This window comes from Candidatus Binatus sp. (genome assembly GCF_036567905.1).
Classification (GTDB): domain Bacteria; phylum Desulfobacterota; class Binatia; order Binatales; family Binataceae; genus Binatus.
In genome coordinates, this window is sequence record NZ_DATCTO010000034.1 from 53,251 (window position 1) to 76,979 (window position 23,729).

The following is a 23,729-nucleotide window of genomic DNA, read 5'->3' on the forward strand; positions in this document are numbered from 1 at the left end:
AGTAATTCTACTTTCGCGCGACGGCTTCAATGCTCGGTTGCGACGGTATGAGGTTCTTGCGCTTGACGTGTTTCAGTTTTTGAAGATTAACTTCCTGCTGCTCCTTGCGGACAGCAACCCGTTGCTGCCGGTCCGCTGCGGCGAGCGTTAGCTTGAGTGCGTCCAGTCTGGTGGTCGGTTCTTGAAGTATGCGGCGCAGAAGTATTTCGAAATGCTGCGACATGCGGGCAATCGTCGCGTTATCAAACAGGTCGCTGTTGTAGCGCATCGAGGCGGAAAGCGATTCGGGCGTTTCGATTATCAACAACACCAGGTCGAGAGTGGCGGCGCGGCGTTCGAGCGCCACCGACTCCATAACAAGTCCCCCGGAATTCATGCGCAGCCCTGTTTCGGCCGCCAGAAATGGAGACGCGCCCTGTTGCGCGATCCGGTGGGGCTTGTCGAGCACGAACATCACCTGGCACAGAGGTGGGCGGCTGAGTTCGCGGGGCGGCCGTAGGCGCTCAACCAATAGAACGGTAGGGTAATCCTGATGCTCGAGAGCCGCCAGCACATTGAGGCGAACCTGGCCAAGAAATACCCCGAACGCAGGGTTCCCGGAAAGATTCGCCCTTAAGACTACGGGGTTCGTAAAGAGGCCGACTATACCTTCGAACTCCGCCCGGCTCCTACCCACCATAGGAGTTCCCACCAATAGGTCTTCCTGGCCGCTATTGTAAGAAAGCACCACCTGGAACGCTGCCAGAAGCACCATGTACAGCGTCGCTCCATGAGCCTTGGCGAGAGCCTTGAGCCCGGAGCTCAGCTCCGCGTCCATAGTGAAGTCGTGCGATGCCCCCTGATAAGTCGGAACCGCCGGACGCGGCCGATCGGTCGGAAGGTCCAGGATGGGCAGCTGGCCGGCCAGTTGCTCGCGCCAGTATGCCCATAGCCGCTCTCCATCCGGGCCTGCCAGCATCTCGGCCTGCCAACGGACATAGTCAGTGTATTGCAGATCAAGAGGAGGCAGATGCGCTTTCACACCGGCGCTTTCCGCCGGGTATAGGACGCCGAGTTCATCCAAAAGTATCGCGAGAGACCAGAAGTCGATCGCTATGTGATGCACGACCAGCAGAAGGATATGTTCCCGCGCCGAGCGCATGATCAGGCTCACGCGCAGCAACGGCCCTCGTTCCAGATCAAACGGGCGATACGCTTCCTCGAGCAGCCGGGCGTTCAGTTCGTCGCCGCTCCAGGCCGAGCCATCCACTTCCTCGAGGCTAACCTTCAGGTGTTCGTGGACCTGCTGGGCCGGTTTGCCGGAGTGTGCGGGAAAAGTAGTGCGCAGCGAAGGATGGCGATCGACCAACCTCTGCAACGCGCGTCGCAGTGCCGCAACATTTACGCCGGACGAGATACGTGCCGCAAAATTGACGTTGTAAACCGCGCTATCCGGCGCCAGTTGATAAAGAAACCAAATGCCCTGCTGATTGTACGAGAGAGGATAAAGTGATTTGGAGTCGCGCGCCTGCTTGCGAAGAAGCTCGGCAAGGAGCGCCCGCTTTTCGCCCGGTGAAAGATCGGTGATTCGCCTGGAAGTGCTGCTATTCACTTTCCACCGACTTCCTCTTTAGCCAATAGATCAGCGAGCAACGAATTCACTTCCTCATCCGAATACTGGTCGAGATTATCCAACAGATGCTCATCGACGCCGCCGTTTCCTTGCTGCCCCTGGAGGTGGCCATTTGCCGAGGCAAGAGCAGCTGATGAGTCAGGAGTCTCAGATGTAAGCAGATGAAGCAGTTGCGACGCAGCCTGTTCGACGCTGGGTCCCGAGAGAAACGTAACCATCGGCACGTTCACGCCCAGCTCCACCGCGATCCGGTTCTTCAACTCGACCGCCATCAAGGAGTCCAGTCCCAGATTGCTGAGCGGTTGCTCTAGGTCCAGCCTGGATGCGGGCAACCCAAGCACACGAGCCACCAGCTCAGTCAGATGGGACCGGATTAATTGAAGGCGTTCCGCCGGCTCTGCGGCAAGGATCGTATTTCGCTTCTCGGCGGAATGACCCGCTTGGGGCGAGTTGTCTGCTTCCTCACGTGCGAGCTCAGAAAGCAGCGGTGGTTGTGTTCCCGCAGGAAAAAACTGGCGATAGAGCGCCCAGTCAACGGGTACGGCCGCGACCTGGGTCGAGCCTTGACGAAGCAGGCGTTCCATCACGTCCAGCGCTTGTGCGGGTGCGATGCTCCTGATTCCCGCCAGCGCGAGGCGCGCGGCAAGGCGTTTTCCTCCCGCAGTTTCCGCGAAGCCCAATCCGCTCCATGCTCCCCAGTTGATGCTCAGCGCCGGTTTGCCTAGCGCCCGTCGATGATGAGCCAGTGCGTCGAGGAAGGCGTTTGCCGCCGCGTAGTTCCCCTGGCCAGGCTGGCCTAAGAGGGAACCGGCGGACGAAAAAAGTACAAAGAAGTCCAAGGGGTCGTCTTTGAGGAGTCGATCCAGCAGCCAGCCGCCGATCATCTTGGGCCGCATGACCGAATCCATTGCCGCCGTATCGAGTTGCGCCAGCAGTCCGTCCTGCAATACTCCCGCCGCGTGCACTACGCCTCGGATCGGCGGCCAACCCTCGGCTCGAAACTCATCTATGTAGGCGCGTAACTGTCCTTCATCAGCCACGTCCACCGAGGCCAGATGCACGCTCGCTCCCAAAGCTTCCAGCTCGCGAATCGCGGCAATTTGATGGGCCAGGCGGCTTCCCGGTTCCGCTGAGTTCCATCGCGCGCGCGGTGGAAGCCTGGTGCGTCCCATAAGGATCAGCCGGCGCGCCCCTTGCTCTACCATCCAGCGGGCGACCGAAAGGCCCAGGTCTCCGAGCCCTCCGGTGATCAAGTAGCTGCAGTCAGCGCGCCAGCCAAGTGGAGCGCGCTGCGTGGCGCAACGAGGTTTGCGGATCAAGCGGGCTGCGTGTCGCCGACCTTGCCGGAACGCAATCTGATCCTCGCCGTCCGGAGCGGAGATTTCTTTCCACAACTGATGAGCGGCATCGCCGGGAACCGAAGGCCTGGGTTCCAGGTCCATCAGACCTCCCCAGAACATGGGATGCTCCTGAGCGACAACGCGACCCAATCCCCAAAGAGGCGATTGAGCCGTGTCCAGGGGCAAGGTCTCTTCCCCCGCCGGCTGTGCGCCGCGTGTGATCAGCCACAGGCGGGGTAAGTTACTGCGTTCGACCCGAGCCAGCTCCTGCACTAACTGTAATACACTGTTACAGCCAAGAGTCTGAACTGTCTTCAGCGAAGCGACGGTAGAGTCCTGTGGAAGGGACGCATCAAGGCTCCAGAGATGCACAACCGCCCGGCAGATCGGCTGATCCTGCGCCAATGCCGCATCGAGAAGCTGTCGCATGTCCTGCGGTCGTTCGGCATTGATGCGAAAATGCTCGCCGTCCGTGCGCTCGTACGATTCGCCGCGCGTGACAACGATGATGTTGTCTCCTTGCGCCTTGATCAGTGCTCCAAGCTTTTCTCCGACGCCGCTGCTGTCGGCAAAGATAAGCCAGTTGCCCGGGCTGGCGGGCGCGGACGGTTCCGGGGCCGGCTGCTCATTCGAACGCTCTCTTGGCTGCCACTGAAATTCGTAGAGCCAGTCGTCAATATTCTCATCGGCGCCGCGCTTTGGATCGCGGCCGATGCTATCGAAGCGCAGTCCTACAATTTCGACCGCAACATGGCCAGTTTCATCCAGGAGCCGCACGTCTCCCTTGACGCTGCCGGCGTCGGGTTCTTGCAGATGGGCGTGACTCCAGAGATGCAAAGCCGGAGCACCATGGACCCGAATCTCATCTATATGAGTGGGCATGTAGGCGCCCTGTTCGTCGTTTTCCGCCGCTTGAGCGGCTACACCCGCTCCTAGGGTCTGAAAGCAAGCGTCCAAGAGGGCAGGGTGGAATTGACAGGCGTCGAACTCTCGATGCGATCCATCGGGGACTTGCACTTCACCGAGCATTTCACCATTGCATCGCCACAACTGAGTAATGCTCTGGAAAGACGGGCCATAGGCGACGCCACTTTCGCCAAGCCTGAGGTAGTAGTCTTGTCCTGAGATCTGTTCCGAGCATCGAGCCTGGACTTGAGCCGGCGCTTCGGGTTCGATAACCGAGGCAATGCCGGGGGCCGGCTCAGGACAAATCTTTGCCGTCGCATGTAGCGTCCACGATCGATTGGCTTGCTCCGCGTCGCGCGGGCAACTGTAGATATGAAGGGATGCGGCGGCGTCGGCGCCGGGAGAGAGGATCACCTGAAGGGTCAGAGTTGCGCCGTCGGGGACGAAGAGCGCTTTGCGGAATTCCACATCTTTCAGCACAAAGGACTGCGACGGGAACGCCTCAGCCGCGGCCTCCAACGCCATCTCGACATAGAGCGCGGCGGGAAGCACCGCGAGTCCTTCGACGCGATGGTCATCCAGGTAGGACAGCGCGCTTCTGTTCAGAGCGCTCTCCCAGAAGTGGGTTTCGGTCTGCGCGGATTTGAAATGCCGGCCGAGAAGAGAATGCTTCGCGGCTCCATCGCTCGAGACGTACTGCAATCGACCGCGGATATCTCCCGCCGGCGGGTCCATCCAACAACGCTCCCGATCCCATGGATAGGACGGAAGCTGAACGGATCGGCCCGGTGTAGGATAGATGCGGCTCCACTCGATCGGATAACCCGAGGTATAAAGGGCGCCCAGCGACCCGGCTAATACTTTAGCTTCTTCTTCCTCGTGCCTTAGCGACGGGATTACCGCGCCTTCTATCCCGGCGCGGCGAAATTCCTGCTGAATGCTACTGAGTAGAATGGGATGCGGACTGAGCTCCAGAAAAATGTCATGTCCGTCTTTCAGCAAGCGCTGAACCGCAGTTGAAAAGAGGACCGGTTCTCTGAGGTTGCGGCTCCAATAGGGCGGGTCGAAGCTCAAGCCGTCGGCAAGCTGGCCGGTTACCGTAGAGTAGATCGGCAGCGGAGCGGGCCGAGGCTGTAGTCCTTCCAGCGCGCGCTCCAGGTCAGCGCGCAGAGGCTCCATCTGCGGACTATGAGCGGCAAAATCAACCTTGATTATTCGGCAGAAGATGTCCTGGCGCTGCAATCGACTCACGATGGTTTCGAGCGCTGCGGGATCTCCCGACAAGACCGTCGAAGTGGGACCGTTGCTGACCGCGATCGATACGCGATCTTCGAAGCCGGCAATGGCGCGCCGAGCGTCCGCGATGGAAAGGTCCACCGCAGCCATCGCTCCGCGCCCAATCGCCGGCTTGACGAGTAGGCTGCGGCTGCATATCACCCGCGCCGCATCTTCGAGGCTTAGCGCGCCGGCGACGTGAGCGGCCGCGACCTCGCCCATGCTGTGACCCACCACCGCGTGCGGCACGATACCCCGGGAACGCCACAGGGCCGCAAGCGCCACCTGAATCGCAAACAAAGCCGGCTGCAGGACGTCGACTTCGGTCAGCCGGGAGCGGGCCGCATCGGTGGCGGAGAGTTCCGCAAGCAAGGACCAGTCTCCGTGGGGGCGCATCGCGAGGTCACAGCGTTCGATGGCTTCGGCAAAGGCGGCGTCATGCTGCAAGAGCGCCCGTCCCATCCCAAGCCATTGGGAACCTTGCCCGGGAAATACAAAGACCAGTTTTCTCTGGCGATCGGAAAGCTTGCGGCCCGAAGACAGCCCGGGACAAAGCTCTCCGCGGGCATAAGTCTCAAGCGCATCGGCCAATTGCGATGTTGAATTGCCGGTCGCGGCGAGCCGGTACTCGTGATGACTTCGCCGCGTGCCAGCCGCGTAACAAATGTCGTAGGGCGGCGCCGTCAACTGCGGATCGATCAGGAAGTCGTGATAGCTTCGCGCGAGCGCCTGCAGCGCCGGCGCGCTGCGTGCCGACAAGGGCAGCAGGTAGGTGGACGCGGCATCGCGGGTTCCGTTCTCGCGTTGCGCAGCACGCATTTCCGAATCGAGGGTAGGAGCCGCTTGCATGACCACATGGGCGTTGGTTCCACCAAAGCCGAATGAGCTGACTCCGGCGAGCAGGGCTATATCCGGCTGCGCAGGCCATGGGCACAGCGCCGTGTTCACGCGCAGCGGGAGTCGATCGAAAGGAATATGAGGATTGGGCTCCTCGAAGTGCAGGCTTGGTGGAATCTCCCGATGGTGAAGCGCCAGCGCCACCTTGATTAATCCAGCGATACCGGCTGCGGCCTCGAGATGACCCAGGTTGGTTTTGACCGAGCCAAGGAGACATGGGCGGTCAGGAGGACGATCGAGAGCTAGCACCGCGCCCAAGGCCTTAGCCTCGATAGGATCGCCCAGGAGCGTGCCGGTGCCATGGGCCTCGACGTATTGAACATCGCCGGGCGAGACCGCGGCGCGCCTATAGGCTTCTCGCAGCACAGCTTCCTGCGCTTGAGGATTAGGAGCCATGAGTCCGTTGCTGCGTCCGTCCTGATTCATAGCACTGCCGAGAATGACGGCGTAGATCGGATCGCGATCGGCCAAGGCTTTCGATAGCGGTTTGAGGACGACGACTCCGGCGCCCTCGCTGCGGACGTAGCCGTTGGCGCGCGCGTCGAAGGCTTTGCAGCGCCCGTCGGGCGCCATCGCACCGGCCTTGCTGAAATTGATCGTAATTGCAGGCGACAGGATCAGGTTCACGCCGCCGGCCAATGCCAGAGTTGACTCTCCGCTTCTCAGGCTGTTGCAGGCTTGGTGGACCGCGACGAGTGACGATGAGCAGGCAGTGTCGAGCGCAATGCTGGGTCCGCGGAAATCGAATACGTAAGAGATACGGTTGGCCGCGATACTCAGGGCATTGCCCGTGCCGGCATAGGCGTCAATACGATCCAGGTCATTGAATTGAATCCGGCCGTAATCGTTGTTCGAGATGCCGATGAACACACCGGTGGGCGTGCCCGCAAGGCGCTCACGCACCTGTCCCGCGTCTTCCAGCGCTTCCCATGTCAACTCGAGTAGCAGGCGTTGCTGGGGATCCATGCGCGCGGCTTCTCGCGGCGAGATACCAAAGAAGCGCGCATCGAACTGATCGACGTGCTCGAGAAAACCACCCCAGCGCGTGATAATTTTGCCCGGGACCGCGGGATCAGGATCGTAAAAATCGTGCAGGTCGAAGCGATCCGCGGGAACTTCCCGGATCGCATCGACTGCGTTGCGAAGCAGATTCCAGAAAGCTCGCGCGTCCGCTGCGCCAGGAAAGCGGCAGCCTATCCCGATGATGGCGATCGCTTCGGCATTGGCCTCCCGAACCCGGCTCGCTTCGGCGGCCGGCGGCGACGGGCTCGACGAGTCCGCCAAACCGCGGGCGAGAGCTTCGATGGTCGGAAACTCATATGCCAACTCGGCGGGCAGGTCTCGTCCCAGCCATTGCGCAAGGTCGCCGGAGAGACTGACCAACTCCGTCGATCCCAGTCCGTAGCTGGCGAATGGTTCCCCGACGTCGATCTCGTTCGCTCCGATTTCCAGCAGCTCGGAAAGTTTGGACACCAGCCAGGCCTGGATCGCCGCCGCGCCGGGTGTGGGATTGCCTTGCTCGCGCTGCCCATCGCGTTCCGCGTCATGCCGGATGGCGCCGTTAGTTTGATTTCCGGCCATCACTCACTCTTCGCGCACTGTTCCAGCGTCCCGTTCCGAAACCTGGCCTCGCAAACACGGCGCTGAACCTTGCCGCTGGGGGTCTTGGGAATGTCGCCAGCCCTCAATAGTACGACCGCATGCACTCGCACGTCATGCTCTTCTGCCACTGCGCGGCGAATGGCCCGGCTCACCGCGTCGAGATCCGCCGGAGACCGCCCGTTCGGATGGCTCGCGTGTGATCTGTCGTGCGATTCGCCGTTAGACTGGTGGCGCTCCGATTGGTAGTGGCGCTCCATTTCGGCGGCGATGATCAAACGCTCCTCGTCGGCGACATCGACCGAAAACGCCACACAACAACCCGGCCGCACTGCCGTATGGCTTTGCTCGACGGTCAATTCGATGTCGTGTGGGTAAAGGTTGCGACCGCCGATGATGATCAGATCCTTCAGCCGGCCGGTGACAAATAGCTCACCGTCTCTCAAGAATCCCAGGTCTCCGGTGCGAAGAAACGGCCCTTCACCAGTATCTGCCAGGTAGGCGTGGAAGATGAGTTCTGTTTCCTCAAGCCGGTTCCAATAGCCCCGGGCCACGCTCGGGGCGGACACCCAGATTTCGCCCAGCTCATCAGGTGCACAGGCAGTCGATGATTCAGGATGAACGATAACGATTTTCGTGTCCGGCATCGCGCGACCACATCCAACCCGCGTGCGGACGTTCAACTGCTGGTCGGAGGTCTCCACGACGCCGTTGTGTTCAAGCGCCGTCGCCTGGGTCGTGCACAGGACGGGCGCATCTTCTACGACTCCGCCCGATACGATCAGCGTGGCTTCGGCGAGCCCATAACAGGGATAGAAGAAGTTTGGGCGGAAGCCACAAGCTGCGAAGGCCGCGGCAAACCGTTTCAGGGTGTCCGCACGGACCGGCTCGGCGCCGTTGTACGCCACCTTCCAATTGCTGAGGTCCAGACCGTCGCACTGTTCCGGAGTAATCTTGCGAGCGCATATTTCGTACGCGAAATTCGGGCCTCCACTTACAGTGGCTTCATAGCGCGAAACCGCCTGAAGCCACCGTACCGGCCGCTGAAGAAAGGACTGCGGAGGCATGAGAACGCACCCACGTCCTCCATACAGTGGCTGGATAATTCCATTGGTAAGTCCCATATCATGGAAAACCGGCAGCCATGTCACGGAGACAGTGTCCGACGTAATCTCGAAAGCTTGGCTGATGTGGGCCGAGTTCTCGATAAGATTCCCATGACTGACCATTACGCCCCTCGGTACAGCGGTGGAGCCCGAGGTGTATTGGAGCAAAGCGAGGGTATCGCTGGTCGCCCCAGGGTTTCGCCAGTCCTGCGCCGCACCGCTGGGAACCTTGTCGGTGGCCAACCACTGTATTGTCTGCAGTTCTGGAGCTTGCGCGAAAAGGCCCTCAATCTTGGCCAGGATCGATGACGTGGTCAGCGCCAGCATCGGTTGAGCATCGTTTGCGATGGTGCGAAGCCTCGGGAGAGTCCGCTGCGGCTGCGCCATATTCGGCGGGGGCGTCGGGACGGCAACAACCCCGGCATATAAACATCCAAAAAAAGCCGGGATGAACTCAAGACCCGCGGGATAGAGCAATAGGGCTCGCTCCCCGCTTGCTCGGTAGCTTTGGAGCAACGCACCAATAGTGCGTGCCTGCCGGTCCAAGGCCGCGAATGTCAAATTCGCTCCTTCGATCTCTCCGTCGGCCAGGTAAGTGTAGATCCGCTGCTCTGGCTGCTGGAGCGCCCGCCAACGAAGAAGTTCGACGAGAGTAGAAGCTTTGGCGGTAGTTCGACTCACCCCTAGCTGATTCGGTTGCATTAGCTAAGCGATATCCATGTTCATTAGAATTACCCGGTTGATCCACGCGGCCAGCGAAGTGCCGGCCTTGCCTTTCGGATCTTCAAGACTGCTTCGCTTCTGCGAGGAATTATTTATCGCAACTGAGGTTTTTTGGGAAACGAAACGTCGCTGAAGACATTGACTCGTGTTCTTTAGAGAACCAAATGGCGAAGCAAAAACGAAGACTTGCGGTTCGCTCCCTAAGCCGCCGCTGTCTCCAAAGGAATTCAGCGCTTTGGGTTCATCAAATACCTTTCCCGAGGCCCTATGCAGCGCTGACCCGATATCATCCGCGATTCGGACGCCCCAGCTTCGCGAAAAGCCGTTTCGCAGCCGCGGATGCCGTACCGTCCTTGCTCCGCTTGATGAGAGACTCAGTCGATCCCTAATATGGATCGTGGTAGATGGCGGGTTCATGCGTTGAGCATTGTCGCTCAGGGAGAAGTATCATGCATCGACTATCGTGGATCTGGATTAGGTACGGTGTCATGGTTGTGGTGCTGGGCGCTGCGCTGGCCGCGCCGGCCGGGGCGGCGACTCCGGACGCCTGGATCACCACGAAAATCAAGCTGGCCCTGTTGACCACCGAGGGCGTGAGCGGGACGGCCATTAAGGTGGACACGGTTATGGGCCAAGTCACTCTGTATGGCAAGGTGCACTCCGCCGAGGAGAAGGCGAAGGCCGAGAACATCGCTCGAAAAGTCGAGGGCGTTGAAGGCGTGCGCAACTTGTTGCAGGTGGTCGCCCCACAGCATGAGAAGGCGATGCGACTGTCTGATGACGACCTCAAGCAGCGGATCGAACAGGCGTTACAGGCCGATCCCTCACTCAAGAGCAGCAGTATCACTGTGCAATCCGTGAACCATGGCGTCGTGCTGCTGGGCGGCACGGCAAAGACCCTCAGCGCTCACCTGCGCGCCGTCGAGGATACGGCCACGGTGCCGGGTGTTGGCCGGGTCGCCAGCGAGATCCAGAGTCCCGACACCCTGGCCGATGCGGAGATCTGGCGCGCGCCCACGCCGCCGTCCAGCGCGGGATACGGAGCTTGGGACACCGCCAACGACATATGGGTCACGTCGGCCGTGAGGATGAGCTTACTGGCCGATAGCAACGTTCCGGGATTCGAAATCGATCTGGACTCGTGGAACGGGGTGGTGACGCTGTTCGGGATTGTAAACTCACAGGACGCGAAAAGCGCCGCGCAGGCCGATGCCCTCAAGGTGAGCGGAGTAAAGCGCGTGGTGAATGAACTGCAGGTGGTGCCGAGCGCGAAGCAGCAAGCCGTGAACGCGAGCGACGGCGAGCTGCAGCGCACGGTCAGGAAGGCTCTCGACGAGCATCAGTTCAAATACGTCGGCCTCGAGGTGAGGAACGGCGTCGCGCGGCTGACTGGGACCGTCCCCACCGGCGCGCGGAACCTGGAGGCCGCAGTGCTAGCGCGTTCGGTTCCGGGCGTGCGCGCGGTCCAGGACGATCTGCGCCTGCGGGACTAACCCAACGCGGCTGCGGCCCGACGCCACCCGAAATATTTGGGTTTGCGGGGGCTTGTCTCGATTTTAGAATCGCGCGCATGGAAGAAGCAGTCATCCGATCTAGAGAGCAAATGATTCCATGGCTTGCGACACACGTCAGGACTGCCTTCGCCATCGTCTCGCCGCCGGCATCGCCTTGATCGCGGCGTGGTTGGCGAGCCTCAACGCATTCGCCGGCGCCAGATGCAGTCCGTTCGGCGACCCCCCAGCACAGGTGGACCGAGGCTGGTACGCCAGCTTTGTGGCCGCGCGCAACTCGGTATGCCTCGGCGGTAAGCTGTTGGGCCCGTGGACCGACCGAAACGGCGACGCGCGCTACGCCTGTCTCTACGAGCCTGCGGGCGCCGCCGAGCGAGAACCGCTGCCGATGTTGGTATTCCTTCATCCATCCGAAACGAGCGCCTACTCGGTAATTCTCACCGGCCTGGTTGGGCTGATTGACAAAGGAGTTCTCAAGCAAGGGGCTCCCGGTTTCATTCTGCTTGCGCCACAAGGCCGCTACACGACGCATCTCTATCCTGGATACGATTCGAACGCGCTCGGCTGGGACAACTGGTACCGGCAGCTGAGTCTCACTGGAGCGGTCGCCGTAGGTGATGCGACTTACGACGAAAACGCGGACGCAGCTTCGATTGATCATTTCGTCGATGAAATGACCGCCACAGGAAAAGTCGATCGTCAGCGGATCTATATGATGGGCTGGTCCAACGGCGCCGCGATGGCGCTGCTATACGCATTGAATCGGCCGTGGGTCGCAGCCGCGGCCGTCTATTCCGCGCCCGACCCGTTCGCCGCGCTGTTCGACGTGTGCACCCAGACTCCAGTAGCGGTCGCTCCGGTGGGCGACGGCCAGGCGCGAGTGTTCAATCCGCGGGTACCGCTGATGCACGTGCACAACGATTGCGACATCGGCGGAATTTGTCCGAACGGCAGCAGGTTTGCACACCGTGTGCGCGCGCTCGGCGGCAGCATCGAGGACGTTATCGTCGATTCGTCGGGAATCCGGGTACCTTCGTGCGACGACTCATGCGGCACCGATGAGATGGCCGATGGCGAGATCTCGACCGTCGCAAGTTTCCGCGGCCTGGTTCGTCACATGCGCTGGCCGGCTCGGTGGAACGAGCGGATGTTGAACTTCCTCAGACGCCATCCGCTCGGCATTTCGAACGATCAGGACACGCGCGACTGGTCGCTCGAATCGCCGACTGCGCGAGGCGATTAGAGCGGACTAACGGGGATATACGGCCCTTTGGTTATATGAGTGACCTTAATCAACGATCAAAGCATACTTTATTTTACTGGTCATGCTACCGTGAGCTTGTGACTAATCGAAAACTGACTAAAGCAGTATGTATCTCAACTATGATTCTAGTTGGCAGCGTGTGGGCCGGCGGATGCGCCGTGTTCGTGCCGGTAGATACCGGCCCGCCTCCCGCAGAGGTCACGCGGACCTCCACTACCACCCAGAGCAACGTCCCGAGTCCCGCCGTAACCACGCAGAAGACCACGACCACACAGACCAGCGGCGATTAGCGCCAGTCTCGAATTGACAGCGTTCGGCAACGAGCCTTGTGTTCAAAGTAACAATTGGTGGGTCGGAAAAGTCCGATCGCCAACTCACAGCCAAAGTCCAAGGGAGAAACTAAAATGAATTCAGTGCAACGATTTGCCATCAGCGTCGTGGCTACTGCGGCCTTCGCCTGCGTTGCCGGATGCGGCACCAGCACCAAGGAAGTTGACACCACCAGTTATGTCCCCGCCGCGCCGGCTCAAGTCGTCGTGCAGCCCGCGCCTGCACCGGTGGTTCCTCCTACTACGACCAGCAACACGTCGATCGATCGCTCAAGCAATTCAAGTGACTCGGGCAATGCCGGCACCGTGAATAGCTCGAGTTCCCATCACAGCGAATCCACCACCGTGACTCCCAGCAACTGATCGCAGCTGGGGGAGAATACTGCGATGCGAAACTATCGCAATCGAAAAAGAACAGCGGTGGCCACATTCGCGATCGCGTCATTGATTGGCGGCGGACTGCTGGCCTTCAGTGCCCGCGCCCAACCGGGTCCCCCCGACTCCTCGAGCTCCGTGTCGCGGCAGAACGACAGCGTAAACGTCACCGCGGAGCATCATTACAACTCCCCGGCTGAACGTGCGCACGACGATCTGCTGATCACCGAGGTCAAGAGCGCACTTGCCCGCGACGGTGTTACCGACAACTATCCGGTTGCCGTCGATTGCGACCATGGCAAGATCTTGTTGAGCGGCGTGGTCAAGTCGGCCCAGGCCGCGCAACATGCCGGTGACATTGCGGCCGCCGCACAAGGCGTCACCGGGGTAAAAAATCAGCTGACCTGGCATTAGCCGGCCGTCAGCGGGGTTAAAGCACGATGTTATTGATTCTCATCATCGTACTGATTCTATTCGCCGGCGGCGGTGGTTACCGAACCTATCATCACGGCGCCAGGGATCCGGGCGGCCTGTTGATGCTGGTGCTCATGATCATGTTGGTCGTCTGGCTAATCAACGGCGGCCTTCACATCTGACCATTAGCTTACGTCGCAGCCGCCAATTGCGGCGCCGTCGGCCGAAGTCGAACCAGCGAAAGCCAATTCAACCCGTCGGATCGACAGCGATTCTAGCTCTTCGCTGTTGATCCGGTCCCGCGGTCAAAATCCAAAAAAGAGGTTGACGCCCTCGGGCGGCGGCGGCGGGTAGTAGTCCGGCTGCGGCGGATAATATTCGTAGGGCTCAGGCGCATAGTAGTAGTCCGGCTGAGGCGCGTAATAATAGTCCGGCTGAGGCGCATAATAGATGTTGGGTCCGCGGCCGCGATCGCCGTGATCATTATGCTGATCGCCGCCGCGGCCGCGATCGCCGCCGTGATGGTCGTCGGCGCGAGCCGGCCCGACCGAGACACTGCCGATCACCAGGGCAAACGCGACCGCCGTCGCGATCCTGCCTATCTTAGAGCGCGATGCCTTTTTCGGCTTGGGCGATATTTGCATGGTGACTCTCCATCGCGGGAGCGACTCCCGGTTCATTTGCTCTCTTTGGCCTCTTTTTTCGCCGCAGTCCGCGCGCGGCTCCGGAACAGCGAGTCGGCGACCTTTTTCTGCGCGTCCGACATGCTGTTGTACAGAGCCTCGAAGGCCGGAATGAATTTCTTCATTCCAGCGTCATGCGCTTCGATCACGGACCCATAGGATTTGACGACTTCGACTGCGTTCAGCGACTTCGCGTTTGCCGCCCGTTGCTTTTGCAGCTCCACCATCGCCTGCGCGTTATCGCGCATCACTTGGGCGAGGTCGTCCCATTGAGTCTTCTGCGCGTCCGTGATGTGGAGCTTTTTGTGCAGCTCCGTGATCCGCGCCTCGACCGATGCAATTCCGTGCGCTTCCGGCGCTGGCGCCGCCATCATCTCGGGCGGCGCAGCCTGCGCTACCACCTCGCCGGCCGCGGGCGACTTGGTCGCAGCCGCCTGGGAGAAATCACCTGAGGCCGCAAACAAAGGGCCGGCGAGAACGATAGCGCCGAGCAGAGCTGCCGCCGCGCTGGCCGCGCATGCGGCCGGATGCTTGAGCAGGATCATGATGTACACTCCCTTGTAGTTGCGATTGCTGAAACGTTGAAACTCCCGCGCGCTCAAAATTCGCCGCCGCTTCAATTTGATTGTTCCCACATCCGATGCGCTTGCGGCGACGGACGATTTTGGAACCTCCGCCAGTCTCGCCTAAAGGGTACGAGAATTCCACCTGCATTCGCCGAAAGAAAGTGCCCTACAGCACATTCGTGTGCGCTACCCAACTTAAGCAAGTTCTGGCGGCCCCCGCCGCCTGGCGCAACGTTGAACAAAGCAAATCAAATGAACCGCGGGCGCGAGCGACGTGCTTCTAGTTCACGCTCCTAGCGCGGACACGCTCTCACGACTCGCAGCAGAACTCGATGGCGATGATTTCGCCGGGCCGTGGATCGAGAGTCTCTTTAGCCGAAGGCCTGCCCGCTTGCGGTAGTTGCGTCCAAAATCAGGACGCGCTCGCGGCAAGCGCCTCGCGCAGATCGGCGATTGGCAAGGGAATAGTCGCGCGCGAGCGAAGCGAGTGCGCCTTCCTTTACTCTTCTTCCCCTGTCGAGGAGGAAGTCCTTATAGCCGCACTTTCCGGTTCACGTAGGCTACAGTCTTCGAGATGGTACGGGTACTTCCAATAACCGCCCTTCAAACCGCCTGAGAAAATATAGCGGAAAAATAAAGCGGACCCCTTGTCTTTTCGCGCCGATTCTGAACTGGTCTCAAAAACTGGCAGGGCACCACATTCGGGGCACTTGTGCGCTTCCCTCTTCTCTTCGAGCAGTATGGCAGCCAGGCGGGTGACGGGGTCGATGTCGTCTTTGTCAACTCCAGGGCGAAGCTTCGAATCAAGTAGTTGACGAAGCTCATCGAGCGCTGACGTAAGCGTAGCGAGGTTATTCATGATTCCAGAGCCAATACCCAATGCAACTAGAAGAACGATCAGGAGCGCCACCAAAAACAGGTCGTGTGGATTCATCGTGTTTCAGGGAAGAATCGCGCGTGAGGGCGCGCTTCCCCGCTCATTGCTCTGATCGCCTGAGAAGAAGAGCGCTGATACGGTGAATAGCGACCGCGAAAAGTGCGCGCTCGGATTCGAGCTGTAGCCGATGGCGACGGCAACCTTCTAGTACCTTTGTCAAGCCGATCTTGTTGGCAGGAATGCTCTTAGACGAATAGCGCGATCTGGCAACTAACTTGTGTGTGGCGACGTGGGCCGTTCTTGTTCCACGCGCGATCGAGCCAACCTGAGCCTTGAGCACCTCGACCCTACACTCAAAGAGAGGAATTAACTTTCTAACGAGTGACGGGTCGTCGTCCAGCTCAGATGCTAGTTTTGATAGGTGCTCCGGTGTCAACTCAGCTTTCTTTTCGGTCTCGGCTGCCTCTGCCAGATCCATGTGCGTCTTTGTCTTGTCGGCCGCGAGCGCCTCGAACCTCTCAAGACGTTGTTGAAAGGCTCGACGGATATTTGTGATCAGTGGTTTGTCCGAGGAGACGGTCGCGATCAGCTGTTCGAGGTTCGCTTCGGCAGCCTCCAGTTCATCTTCTAAGCCTTCATTTTCGGCGGTCAGACGGGCGATCTTCTTGGTCTCCTCCTCGATCATAGTTTGCAATTCAGCAGCAGATTTCATCGCCATTTCCAAACTTCCTCTTACGGTTTCGTTCCGCCCAGAAACGTTCCGTCAGTGTCGCGGGCTGCCCGCGCGGCTCGCGCGCGACCACCGGCTGCAAAGCGTTCGTAGTCGGCGAGGTTCGCCTCGGACTTTTCTGACTCCGGCATGAAGGTGCCGTCGAAATACCGCCACGCGCTCCGGGCGCGAGCGAGTCCGCCAGCGCGACCGCGCGGGAGTGGCGCTCTCATCGCTTGAGCAAATTTCTCGACCGCGCCACCGATGACCGGCGCGACCTGCGCCGCTCCGACGATCTGCGCCGCGAGAATTCGAAGCTGGCGCTCGCTCTCGACTCTGGCGCGGACTTCCGCGTGCTCGCGCTCAAGTCGCTGGATGCGGCAGAGCAAATCGCTGGTAGTGTGATCTGGTGTGCGTCTGTCGCTGCGATCGAGTAGCCACATGTCGCTGGATTGTACGCTCGAAGTTGGCGCTCGGAAACGCTTGGAATCTGCCCATCCATACGCGCTGGAGCGAAGCGCTTGCGAAGCGCCGTAATCCCCGCTCCACCATCGGGCGTTGAACATCGATTCGAGTTGCGGCTATGTAGTTGCTGTATGCGGGGATTCACCAGCAAGCTCCGTGGACGGGCGGTAGCGGGCCTCCTGGTCGTATTCACGGCGGCGATTGCGACCTTGGCGACGGCGCAAAAGGCGCAAAGCACGGACCTGACCACGCCTTCGTTTCTGGTTGCCACCCCCGATCTTCAGGATCCGCTGTTTCAGCACGCCGTCATCTTGATGATCCCGTCCACCGAGCCGCCGCTGCTCGCCGGCGTCATAATCAACAGTCCGGCCAAAGTGCGGGTTCGGGATATGTTCCCGCAAGCGCGCCAGCTCAAGCTCACGCAGGAAACGATGTACCTGGGCGGGCCGGTGGAACCTGACGAGCCGTCAGTGATCTTTCGCGCGTCGTCGGCGCCCGCTTCCGCGACGCGAATTTTCGACGACACTTACGTCGCCACCGGCCACGACGCCATCGCCGGGATCCTGAAGGACCCGCAATTCGCCGATCTCCGCGTCATTTTAGGCAAGGCTCAGTGGTTGCGCGATCAGCTCCTCAGCGAGGTTATGCGGGGCGCGTGGTACGTGGTCCCGGCCAAGTCCGAGCTGATTTTCAGCGATCCAAAGGATTTATGGTCCACCCTGGTCCGGGGCGGCGATCTTCAGGAAGCCGAAGCAGGGCAGGCACCCGCGCCGAATTTGCCTCAATGGCGTTTCGATGCTACAAACTGGCAGCGTCTAATCTCACCCAATTGATTGGCAAGGCGGTTGATCCCGCGCCGCGCAGAACTTCTCAAGGGGACACCATCAATGACACGCTTCAAGGAACGCAGTTTCGGTCACGTGCTTCGTGAGCGCCGCCGGCAGCTCGACCTGACCCAGGAAGAGGTCGCGCGCCGGATCAAGACTTCCACGCCGTACATCGGACACCTCGAATCGGGCAAACGCCACCCGTCGGACAAGATCGTAACCCGACTTGCCGAAGTGCTCGGGCTCGATCGGCGGGAACTATTTTTTCTGGCCAATCCGCGCGCGCAGGCGATCCTCAGCCCTGAGCCCGAGACCGACGCGAAGTCGGCGTGGGAAGATTTCCGCAAGGACGATCAAATCAGGCGCATCCACAGCATCTCGGGCGACGAGATGGAAATGCTGTCGCGCGTGTCGCTTCTCGGCGACGTGAAATCGCCGCGCGACTTCATCTATATACTCAACACGGTTCGTCACGCGGTCGGCAGATAGCAGGTTCAGATCGTCCTTCCAAAGCCGTCGGCCGCCGCCACGCCCGTCGCCCCCAACACGAAAATTGCGGCGCTGAGCAGACCGATCATGGTCGCGGTGGCGAGCGCCTCGACGCCCGCTATCGTCGCGAACCGGTCAGTCCCAGTGCGGTGCGCAGCTTTTGTTTGAGCAGTTCAATGAGTTTGTCTTCCCAGCAGACGTAGTTGTCGGGAACGTCGAGCACCAACACTTTCCCCGCGTGCGCTTCGCCGAACCGGTCGCGGATATGCCGGCGATGCGCCTCTTCCATGACGCAAATCACGTCGGCCTCCTCGACCAGCTCCAGACTGACCGGATTGCGCGCCCACGGTTCCGTACCTGCCGATGTAACCCACATCGGAGCGCACATTTCCGCCAGCACCATCGCGGCCGTCGGGCTGCGATCCAGATTACCGGTACAAACCATCAGCACCTTCTTCATGGGAATCGATTATGCAGGATGCTTCGTCATCTCGACATAGCCTTCAGCGTGGCCCTGGTCGGCTGCTTTCGCTTCGAGGTCAATAATGCAGGCCAGGCGCGGCAGTCACGCGCGATCTGATTGCGCCCGTATATTCAGATGACGCACCGCCGCGCAGTGATTTTCAAGCCGGCATATTTCGCCAAGATCCCCGCACCTCCAATCGGGCCGCGCCGATCACACGCAGCCGCCTATCCAAATCACTCGGCCGATGATTTTCACCGTGGACACTACCATCGCTTCGTACTTCGGATTGTCGCTGCGCACCAGCAACTTTCCGTCCGGACGCCGCTGGATTCGCTTCACCGTAAGCCCGCCGTCATGGCGCAACAGATAGATCCCGTCCTGTCTGAAGCGCGGCTCCGCCAGATTGGCGAGTATCAGGTCCGAATCCTCGACCGTCGGCGCCATCGAATCGCCCACTACCTCGATCAAAATTAAGTCGCGCGACTCCGTGTTCAGCCGCTGCTTGACCCAGCCCGCGCGGAACGCGATCGAGTCCACCACCTGGTCGCTGCGAAGTATCCCGTCGCGCCCGCTCGAAAATCGAATCCGGTTGCGCGGCATGAAGATGAAGTCGCCGTGTTCAACTGCCCGCGTGATCGCCTGCGCACTCTGCGCCGCCTCCGCGCCCGTCGCCAGCCATTCCACCGACACCCGCCCCGCTCGCGCCAGCGCCATCAGGTTCGCGGCGCTCGGGTTTCCCGTGCCCTTTAACCATTTGTAGATTGCGTTGTCCGATACCCCGACCGCGGTCGCCGCCGCGACCACCGAGCCGAATGAATGGATCACCTGCGTCAGCCGGGCGCGGAATTCTGCGTCAACTACTGTGGTTGACATAAATCTCCTAGTGTGAAATAAGATTTATAAAACGCATGATCTTGCCACAAGCAAACCACTCTCTATTAAAGCCCAAACCCCCGCCCCCAAAAGCGCGTTCAATCTCCCCCGGTCGCCGTGCCATCTCTTCGTCAGCTTACCCCACACCGCTCGCCACTGATCGATCTTACCGCCTACACACTTTTAGCCTAGTTCGAGACTCAGCGCCCGCTGCGGCGACGACTTTTCTTTTCAGTTCGACCAGCCCGCCCGCTCAGTTTTCTTCGCTCCCTTCATCGCTACGCTGTCCGATATTCCCCCAACTCGCGCGGAGGATTTATGGAACCCGCGGCCGCTCCCGTTCGCCTCACCGTTTCTAATCGCCTCGTTGCTTGTCTGTGGTGTCACGCGACCACCACCCACGCCGACGTAATTCGCAACCACGGCCTGTGCCAAAGCTGCGTCCACGATAACCGCGAGATTAGTTGGCGTCTGGTTTACGACCGCGATCGCAATATCGGCTCGATTCCCTCCAATCTTCGCGTCGCGTACGGCTTATGAACGCCGTCCCCAGCCGGATGCCCGCGCTCGACCGTGCCCTGTCGATGGCGCCGCGTTTCAATCCTTTCCCGGCCGCCGCGCGGACCTCGCTCTTCGATCAGATCGGTCATTCAATCGGTGACGACGCCGCCGACAAGCTGATCGCGGATTTCGGCGGCCGCCGCTTGTACATCCCGGTAGCTCCCGCACCCGGCGACCTGGTCACGCGCTCCATTGGGCTGCCCGCGGCGCTGGCGATGGCGCGCGTGTTTGGTGGCGATCGCCTGTTGATTCCGGTCACCAGCAATCAGGCGCGCCGGCGCGTGCGAATTGTCGCGATGCGTGCCGACCACGTCAGCATCTCGCGCATCGCCCACGAACTCCGATGCACTGAGCGATACGTGTACAAGGTGCTCGCCCTTTATCGCGCTCCCGAAACCCCGGCCGCCGCGCCGGCCGCGTCAACGTCCGCGCCGATCGCCGAGCGATTGAAACGTGGACCCATCAAGCAGCGGTTCTGACGCCTACAGCCCTGAATTTTTGACCGCCGTCGAATGCGTGCTCGCCAACGAGGGTGGCTATTCGTCCAATCCGGCCGACCCCGGCGGCGCCACCAACTTCGGAATTTCAGCCCGTTCGCATCCCGGACTCGCGGTCGCGGACCTCACCCGCGACGCGGCGGTGGAAATCTACTGGCGTGAATGGTGGTTGCGATTCGGATTTGCCCGCTTGCCCGCCGCGGCCGCGGCCAAGACCTTCGATCTCGCCGTCAACATGGGCGCCGGCGACGCGATCCGATGCCTTCAGCGGGCGCTGCGCGCGTGCGGCCTGCCCGTGACCGAAGACGGCGTGATTGGCGCCGACACCGCGGCCCAGACCGCGCGCGCTGATCCGGCCGCTCTGATCGCGGCGTTGCGTTCGGAGCTGGCGGCGCATTACCGGCTTGTCGCTGCCAACCAGGGCAAGAACCAAAACAAGTTCATCAAAGGATGGCTCACGCGTGCATACCGCTGATGCACTTAACAGCATTAAGAGGCGCACAGAGGCCGCGTAGATGGTGAAAAAGTGAAAAAAGCATTTTGGAAAAGCAAAGGTTTCTGGGGCGGACTCGGCGCCATCCTGACCGGGCTGTCGATAATTTTCACCACCGGCCACGTCTCGGCGGACGCGATGCTGGCGATCGGAACCGGCGCGCTGGCGGTTTACGGCCGGGTCGTCGGCGACACCCCGCTGGGGATCAGCGATCAGTCCGAGGCCGACGTCGAGCAGGCGAAAAACGATGTGCGCACCAGCGGTAAGAAAGTCGATGCGGACCACGGCAATTAAACCGCTGCTCGCGGGGCGCCCCGTGGCGACGGGGGGCGCAGTGAGAATCGCGAGATATGCGAGGCGCATCTCTCGCTCTCGCGCGAGGGGGATCATTCTCTTTTCGCGCATGAGAGCAAAAGCCGCGCTGCGCGGATTTTGCGCTTATCACCGCGCCGTCGCCGCCGCGACCGCCCGCCGCGTAGGCGTTGCATTGGCGTTGATATCCACATTCCTGCTCGCGGGATGCGCGCCGACGATCCACCTCGACGCGCCTGCGATGCCCGCATTGTCGCCACAACAGACGCAGTCCGCACCGTGCACCGCCGCTCTTAATACTGCCAACAGGCTGGCAAGCCTGGCGCCGCTGGACGCGCCGCCCCAGTTGCCCGACGCGCATCAGGCGCCATGTCCGCCGGACTCGGGATTGGCGGCGTGTTTTACGCTCGACCAGGACCTGATTCGCCGGAAGCGATTCCAGATTCTTCACGACGATCGCGACTACTGCCGCGACGCATACTCCCGCGCGGTTTCTCAGTGACGCGATTCCTCACCTCGGTAGCTCTGGCATTGTCCATCGCGGTTTGCGCCACCGGATGCGGCAGCGGAGTCACATCGAAATGCTGGGGCGACGCGATGGGCGTCAACTTCTGCACCCATTTCGTGCAGCAGCATTTCTGGACCGGCGCCGTGGCTGTCACCGACGCGAGGTATCCGGTTCCGGGCTCTGATAGCGGCTTGTCCGTTTCCGATCAGCTCTCGACGACGACCGGAATCGCGAGCACGCTCGGCGGCTCGATCGCCGGCGAGGTGGCTCAACACGTGGTGGTAGCTCCATGAGGAAGCAGCCTCGGCGCTCTTAATACTGAAACAACGCGGCAATGAAGCCGCCGAAAAAGGAGAGACCTATATGAGTTCGAAGATTGAAAAACTGCTCGGACTATTCCTGTGCCTCAGCCTGTTCGCACTCGCCGGATGCAGTCTTTTTGGGTTGCCGATGGCCGCGCAACAGGGCGGTGGCCTGACTGCACCAACCGTGCAGAGCCAGGCTGGCAACAAGAGCATCGTCCCATCCGCGACGGCTCTTACCGTGGAAATCACCAACTTCTGCAACGGACAGGCGCAGACCAATTACGGCTGGCTGGTGCAGTTCTGTGACGGTTCGCTCTCGCTCTCGAATTTGCCGGTGACCCTGACATCGACGATGGCCGCTGCCAGCCAACAGGGACAGAAGGCCTGGTGCTATGCGAATCAGTGGACCAACGCGGCCAATCAGCTATCCGTCCCCAAGGACACTTCCGGCAACCCGATTATTCCAGCGCTGGCGAACTGCCCGTCCGGAGTCGCGCCTGCACCCGTGACCGCGCCGACCGGCGCATCCGTGGCCAAGAGCTAACCCGTTGGCACGGGCGGCGATTGAAAGGGAGCAATGAATACGAACCGTGAATTAACTGCGCCGCGGTCGCAACGGCCGCGCGCGACACGGAGCAACGAAAACGGCCTTAACACTGGGTGCAGGGCTCAGCCCTGCCCACCGCTACGCGCGGGGCGCCCCGTGGCGACGGGGGGCGCAGTGATAATCGCGAAATCTGCGCAGCGCAGCTTTCGCTCTCAGCCCCGAGAGAAAAGGGCGCTTCGGCGCACTTTTCGATTGACGATGCGGGTGCAGGGGCCGCAGCCCCTGGCCGTGGCGACGGCAGCGCAGTACCAAGCCGTTGGCACGGGCCGCGCCCGCCAACGGCGGGCGGCCTTAATACCGAGTGCAGGGCTCAGCCCTGCCGCGCAGGTGATTCTTCCTCCATGCCGCCGCGGTCGCAACCGATGAAGCCTGGAGATTTGATTTTGATGCGCGGCACCGGCCGCCTGTCGCTGGAAATAATCCGCGCGACGGGCGGCCGCTTCTCCCACGTCGCAATCGCCGTGTGCGAAATGCCGCCGTCGAAATCGAATCCGACCGACGGCATCGTGATCGAGGCGCTGATGCCGCGCGTAGTGACCCGCCCGTTCCACGACTCGATCCTCGGAACTGACTACTGGGAAATCTGGTCGAACAAGACGCTGGCCGACGATCAGCGATGGGGGATTGTCGCGGCGGCCTGCCTCTACAGCGCCGAGGATTACGGCTACGGCAAAATCCTCGAGCAGGGGTTCGACAGCGCCTTCGACACGATTTTGTTCACCGAAAAGATGCCGCAGCTCGACGGCTGCCCGATATGCTCGGCGCTCGCGTGCCTGTCGTACAACGAAGTCGGCTTGCGGCTCGGCCCCGTCGGCGCGCGCTCGATCGCGCCGAGTCGCGCCGCGCCGTACCTCGGAATCGCGGAGTTCGTGGCGGCCAGCGCCGATTACGAGGCCGTTGCGGCAGCGGTGACCCCTGCACCCAATGTTGAGAAAGGAGAAGCCTGACCATGACCCCACGCGGTTATCTTAATACTGTGCCGCCAGTGCGTAGTCGCGAAAAGATGCGCTGCGCAGATTTTCGCGTCTTCTCACTGCGGGTGCAGGGGCTGCAGCCCCTGCCGCCCACCGCGCAGGTGATTCTTCCTCCATGCCGCCGCCGCCGCAACGGCTTAACACCGCGCGCCGCCGCAGCGGTCGC

At 61.0% G+C, this 23,729-nt stretch carries 26 protein-coding genes; 17 read left to right on the forward strand and 9 right to left on the reverse strand.

Translation table 11 applies throughout. The features are described from left to right. Window positions 1–7: 7 nt before the first annotated feature. Genes VIO10_RS04820 through VIO10_RS04830 form a run of 3 tightly spaced genes read right to left on the reverse strand, consistent with a single transcriptional unit; the run spans window position 8 to window position 9,416 of the window. Window positions 8–1,591 carry a condensation domain-containing protein gene (locus VIO10_RS04820; RefSeq protein WP_331960173.1) on the reverse strand — a complete coding sequence of 528 codons (1,584 nt, stop codon included), beginning with the start codon at window positions 1,589–1,591 and terminating at the stop codon, window positions 8–10. Beyond that, the gene (locus VIO10_RS04825) at window positions 1,588–7,611 is read right to left on the reverse strand and encodes a beta-ketoacyl synthase N-terminal-like domain-containing protein (protein ID WP_331960176.1); all 6,024 of its coding nucleotides are present in this window, start codon (window positions 7,609–7,611) and stop codon (window positions 1,588–1,590) included. Before VIO10_RS04825 ends, VIO10_RS04820 begins: the two co-directional genes overlap by 4 nt. Further along, window positions 7,611–9,416: a fatty acyl-AMP ligase gene (locus VIO10_RS04830; protein ID WP_331960179.1), complete on the reverse strand. Its 1,806-nt coding sequence runs from the start codon at window positions 9,414–9,416 to the stop codon at window positions 7,611–7,613. Before VIO10_RS04830 ends, VIO10_RS04825 begins: the two co-directional genes overlap by 1 nt. 530 nt (window positions 9,417–9,946) lie before the next feature. On the opposite strand from VIO10_RS04830, the gene VIO10_RS04835 reads away from it, so the two are divergent. From VIO10_RS04835 to VIO10_RS04860, 6 genes are all read left to right on the forward strand, one after another. Next, window positions 9,947–10,951 carry a BON domain-containing protein gene (locus VIO10_RS04835; protein ID WP_331960182.1) on the forward strand — a complete coding sequence of 335 codons (1,005 nt, stop codon included), beginning with the start codon at window positions 9,947–9,949 and terminating at the stop codon, window positions 10,949–10,951. A 118-nt stretch (window positions 10,952–11,069) separates the two neighbouring features. Continuing rightward, window positions 11,070–12,212: a PHB depolymerase family esterase gene (locus VIO10_RS04840; protein ID WP_331960185.1), complete on the forward strand. Its 1,143-nt coding sequence runs from the start codon at window positions 11,070–11,072 to the stop codon at window positions 12,210–12,212. Window positions 12,213–12,352: 140 nt separating this feature from the next. Further along, window positions 12,353–12,523: a hypothetical protein gene (locus VIO10_RS04845; RefSeq protein ID WP_331960188.1), complete on the forward strand. Its 171-nt coding sequence runs from the start codon at window positions 12,353–12,355 to the stop codon at window positions 12,521–12,523. Between the two features lie 114 nt (window positions 12,524–12,637). Further along, a complete protein-coding gene (locus VIO10_RS04850; protein ID WP_331960191.1) occupies window positions 12,638–12,925 on the forward strand; it encodes a hypothetical protein in 288 nt (95 codons plus the stop codon). Between the two features lie 24 nt (window positions 12,926–12,949). Next, the gene (locus VIO10_RS04855) at window positions 12,950–13,351 is read left to right on the forward strand and encodes a BON domain-containing protein (protein WP_331960194.1); all 402 of its coding nucleotides are present in this window, start codon (window positions 12,950–12,952) and stop codon (window positions 13,349–13,351) included. Window positions 13,352–13,377: 26 nt separating this feature from the next. Then, entirely contained in the window at window positions 13,378–13,533 is a 156-nt protein-coding gene (locus VIO10_RS04860) for a hypothetical protein (RefSeq protein WP_331960197.1), read from the forward strand. Between the two features lie 123 nt (window positions 13,534–13,656). Here the strand turns inward: VIO10_RS04860 and VIO10_RS04865 are convergent, their stop codons facing one another. The 4 genes from VIO10_RS04865 to VIO10_RS04880 form a co-directional block, all read right to left on the reverse strand. Beyond that, window positions 13,657–13,995: a hypothetical protein gene (locus VIO10_RS04865; protein WP_331960200.1), complete on the reverse strand. Its 339-nt coding sequence runs from the start codon at window positions 13,993–13,995 to the stop codon at window positions 13,657–13,659. 32 nt (window positions 13,996–14,027) lie between these two features. Further along, the gene (locus VIO10_RS04870) at window positions 14,028–14,669 is read right to left on the reverse strand and encodes a Spy/CpxP family protein refolding chaperone (protein ID WP_331960203.1); all 642 of its coding nucleotides are present in this window, start codon (window positions 14,667–14,669) and stop codon (window positions 14,028–14,030) included. Between the two features lie 430 nt (window positions 14,670–15,099). Further along, complete coding sequence (locus VIO10_RS04875; RefSeq protein WP_331960206.1) at window positions 15,100–15,534, reverse strand: hypothetical protein; 435 nt, start codon at window positions 15,532–15,534, stop codon at window positions 15,100–15,102. 43 nt (window positions 15,535–15,577) lie between these two features. After that, window positions 15,578–16,195, reverse strand: coding sequence for a hypothetical protein (locus VIO10_RS04880; RefSeq protein ID WP_331960209.1), 618 nt, complete (start codon window positions 16,193–16,195; stop codon window positions 15,578–15,580). Between the two features lie 227 nt (window positions 16,196–16,422). On the opposite strand from VIO10_RS04880, the gene VIO10_RS04885 reads away from it, so the two are divergent. The 3 genes from VIO10_RS04885 (at window position 16,423) to VIO10_RS04895 (ending at window position 17,967) form a co-directional block, all read left to right on the forward strand. Further along, complete coding sequence (locus VIO10_RS04885) at window positions 16,423–16,623, forward strand: hypothetical protein (RefSeq protein ID WP_331960212.1); 201 nt, start codon at window positions 16,423–16,425, stop codon at window positions 16,621–16,623. A 159-nt stretch (window positions 16,624–16,782) separates the two neighbouring features. Continuing rightward, window positions 16,783–17,484, forward strand: a complete 702-nt coding sequence (locus VIO10_RS04890) for a YqgE/AlgH family protein (RefSeq protein WP_331960215.1) — start codon at window positions 16,783–16,785, stop codon at window positions 17,482–17,484. Window positions 17,485–17,538: 54 nt separating this feature from the next. Next, window positions 17,539–17,967: a helix-turn-helix domain-containing protein gene (locus tag VIO10_RS04895; RefSeq protein WP_331960218.1), complete on the forward strand. Its 429-nt coding sequence runs from the start codon at window positions 17,539–17,541 to the stop codon at window positions 17,965–17,967. 118 nt (window positions 17,968–18,085) lie between these two features. Here the strand turns inward: VIO10_RS04895 and VIO10_RS04900 are convergent, their stop codons facing one another. Both VIO10_RS04900 and VIO10_RS04905 read right to left on the reverse strand, forming a co-directional pair. Further along, a complete protein-coding gene (locus tag VIO10_RS04900; RefSeq protein ID WP_331960221.1) occupies window positions 18,086–18,427 on the reverse strand; it encodes a hypothetical protein in 342 nt (113 codons plus the stop codon). A 216-nt stretch (window positions 18,428–18,643) separates the two neighbouring features. Beyond that, entirely contained in the window at window positions 18,644–19,306 is a 663-nt protein-coding gene (locus tag VIO10_RS04905) for an XRE family transcriptional regulator (RefSeq protein ID WP_331960224.1), read from the reverse strand. A 318-nt stretch (window positions 19,307–19,624) separates the two neighbouring features. Between VIO10_RS04905 and VIO10_RS04910 the strand changes: the two genes are divergently transcribed. The 8 genes from VIO10_RS04910 to VIO10_RS04945 all read left to right on the forward strand — a co-directional run bounded on the left by VIO10_RS04910 (window position 19,625) and on the right by VIO10_RS04945 (window position 23,536). Then, window positions 19,625–19,846, forward strand: a complete 222-nt coding sequence (locus tag VIO10_RS04910) for a hypothetical protein (protein WP_331960227.1) — start codon at window positions 19,625–19,627, stop codon at window positions 19,844–19,846. After that, window positions 19,843–20,346: a helix-turn-helix domain-containing protein gene (locus VIO10_RS04915; RefSeq protein WP_331960230.1), complete on the forward strand. Its 504-nt coding sequence runs from the start codon at window positions 19,843–19,845 to the stop codon at window positions 20,344–20,346. The genes VIO10_RS04910 and VIO10_RS04915 overlap by 4 nt, the downstream gene beginning before the upstream one ends. Beyond that, entirely contained in the window at window positions 20,321–20,839 is a 519-nt protein-coding gene (locus VIO10_RS04920; protein ID WP_331960233.1) for a glycoside hydrolase family 108 protein, read from the forward strand. The genes VIO10_RS04915 and VIO10_RS04920 overlap by 26 nt, the downstream gene beginning before the upstream one ends. Window positions 20,840–20,890: 51 nt before the next feature. Further along, the gene (locus VIO10_RS04925; protein WP_331960236.1) at window positions 20,891–21,151 is read left to right on the forward strand and encodes a hypothetical protein; all 261 of its coding nucleotides are present in this window, start codon (window positions 20,891–20,893) and stop codon (window positions 21,149–21,151) included. 109 nt (window positions 21,152–21,260) lie between these two features. Continuing rightward, the gene (locus VIO10_RS04930; RefSeq protein ID WP_331960239.1) at window positions 21,261–21,671 is read left to right on the forward strand and encodes a hypothetical protein; all 411 of its coding nucleotides are present in this window, start codon (window positions 21,261–21,263) and stop codon (window positions 21,669–21,671) included. Further along, a complete protein-coding gene (locus VIO10_RS04935; protein ID WP_331960242.1) occupies window positions 21,668–21,970 on the forward strand; it encodes a hypothetical protein in 303 nt (100 codons plus the stop codon). The genes VIO10_RS04930 and VIO10_RS04935 overlap by 4 nt, the downstream gene beginning before the upstream one ends. Before the next feature lie 70 nt (window positions 21,971–22,040). Beyond that, window positions 22,041–22,526, forward strand: coding sequence for a hypothetical protein (locus VIO10_RS04940; RefSeq protein WP_331960245.1), 486 nt, complete (start codon window positions 22,041–22,043; stop codon window positions 22,524–22,526). A 425-nt stretch (window positions 22,527–22,951) separates the two neighbouring features. Then, the gene (locus VIO10_RS04945; protein WP_331960248.1) at window positions 22,952–23,536 is read left to right on the forward strand and encodes a hypothetical protein; all 585 of its coding nucleotides are present in this window, start codon (window positions 22,952–22,954) and stop codon (window positions 23,534–23,536) included. Window positions 23,537–23,729: the final 193 nt, after the last annotated feature.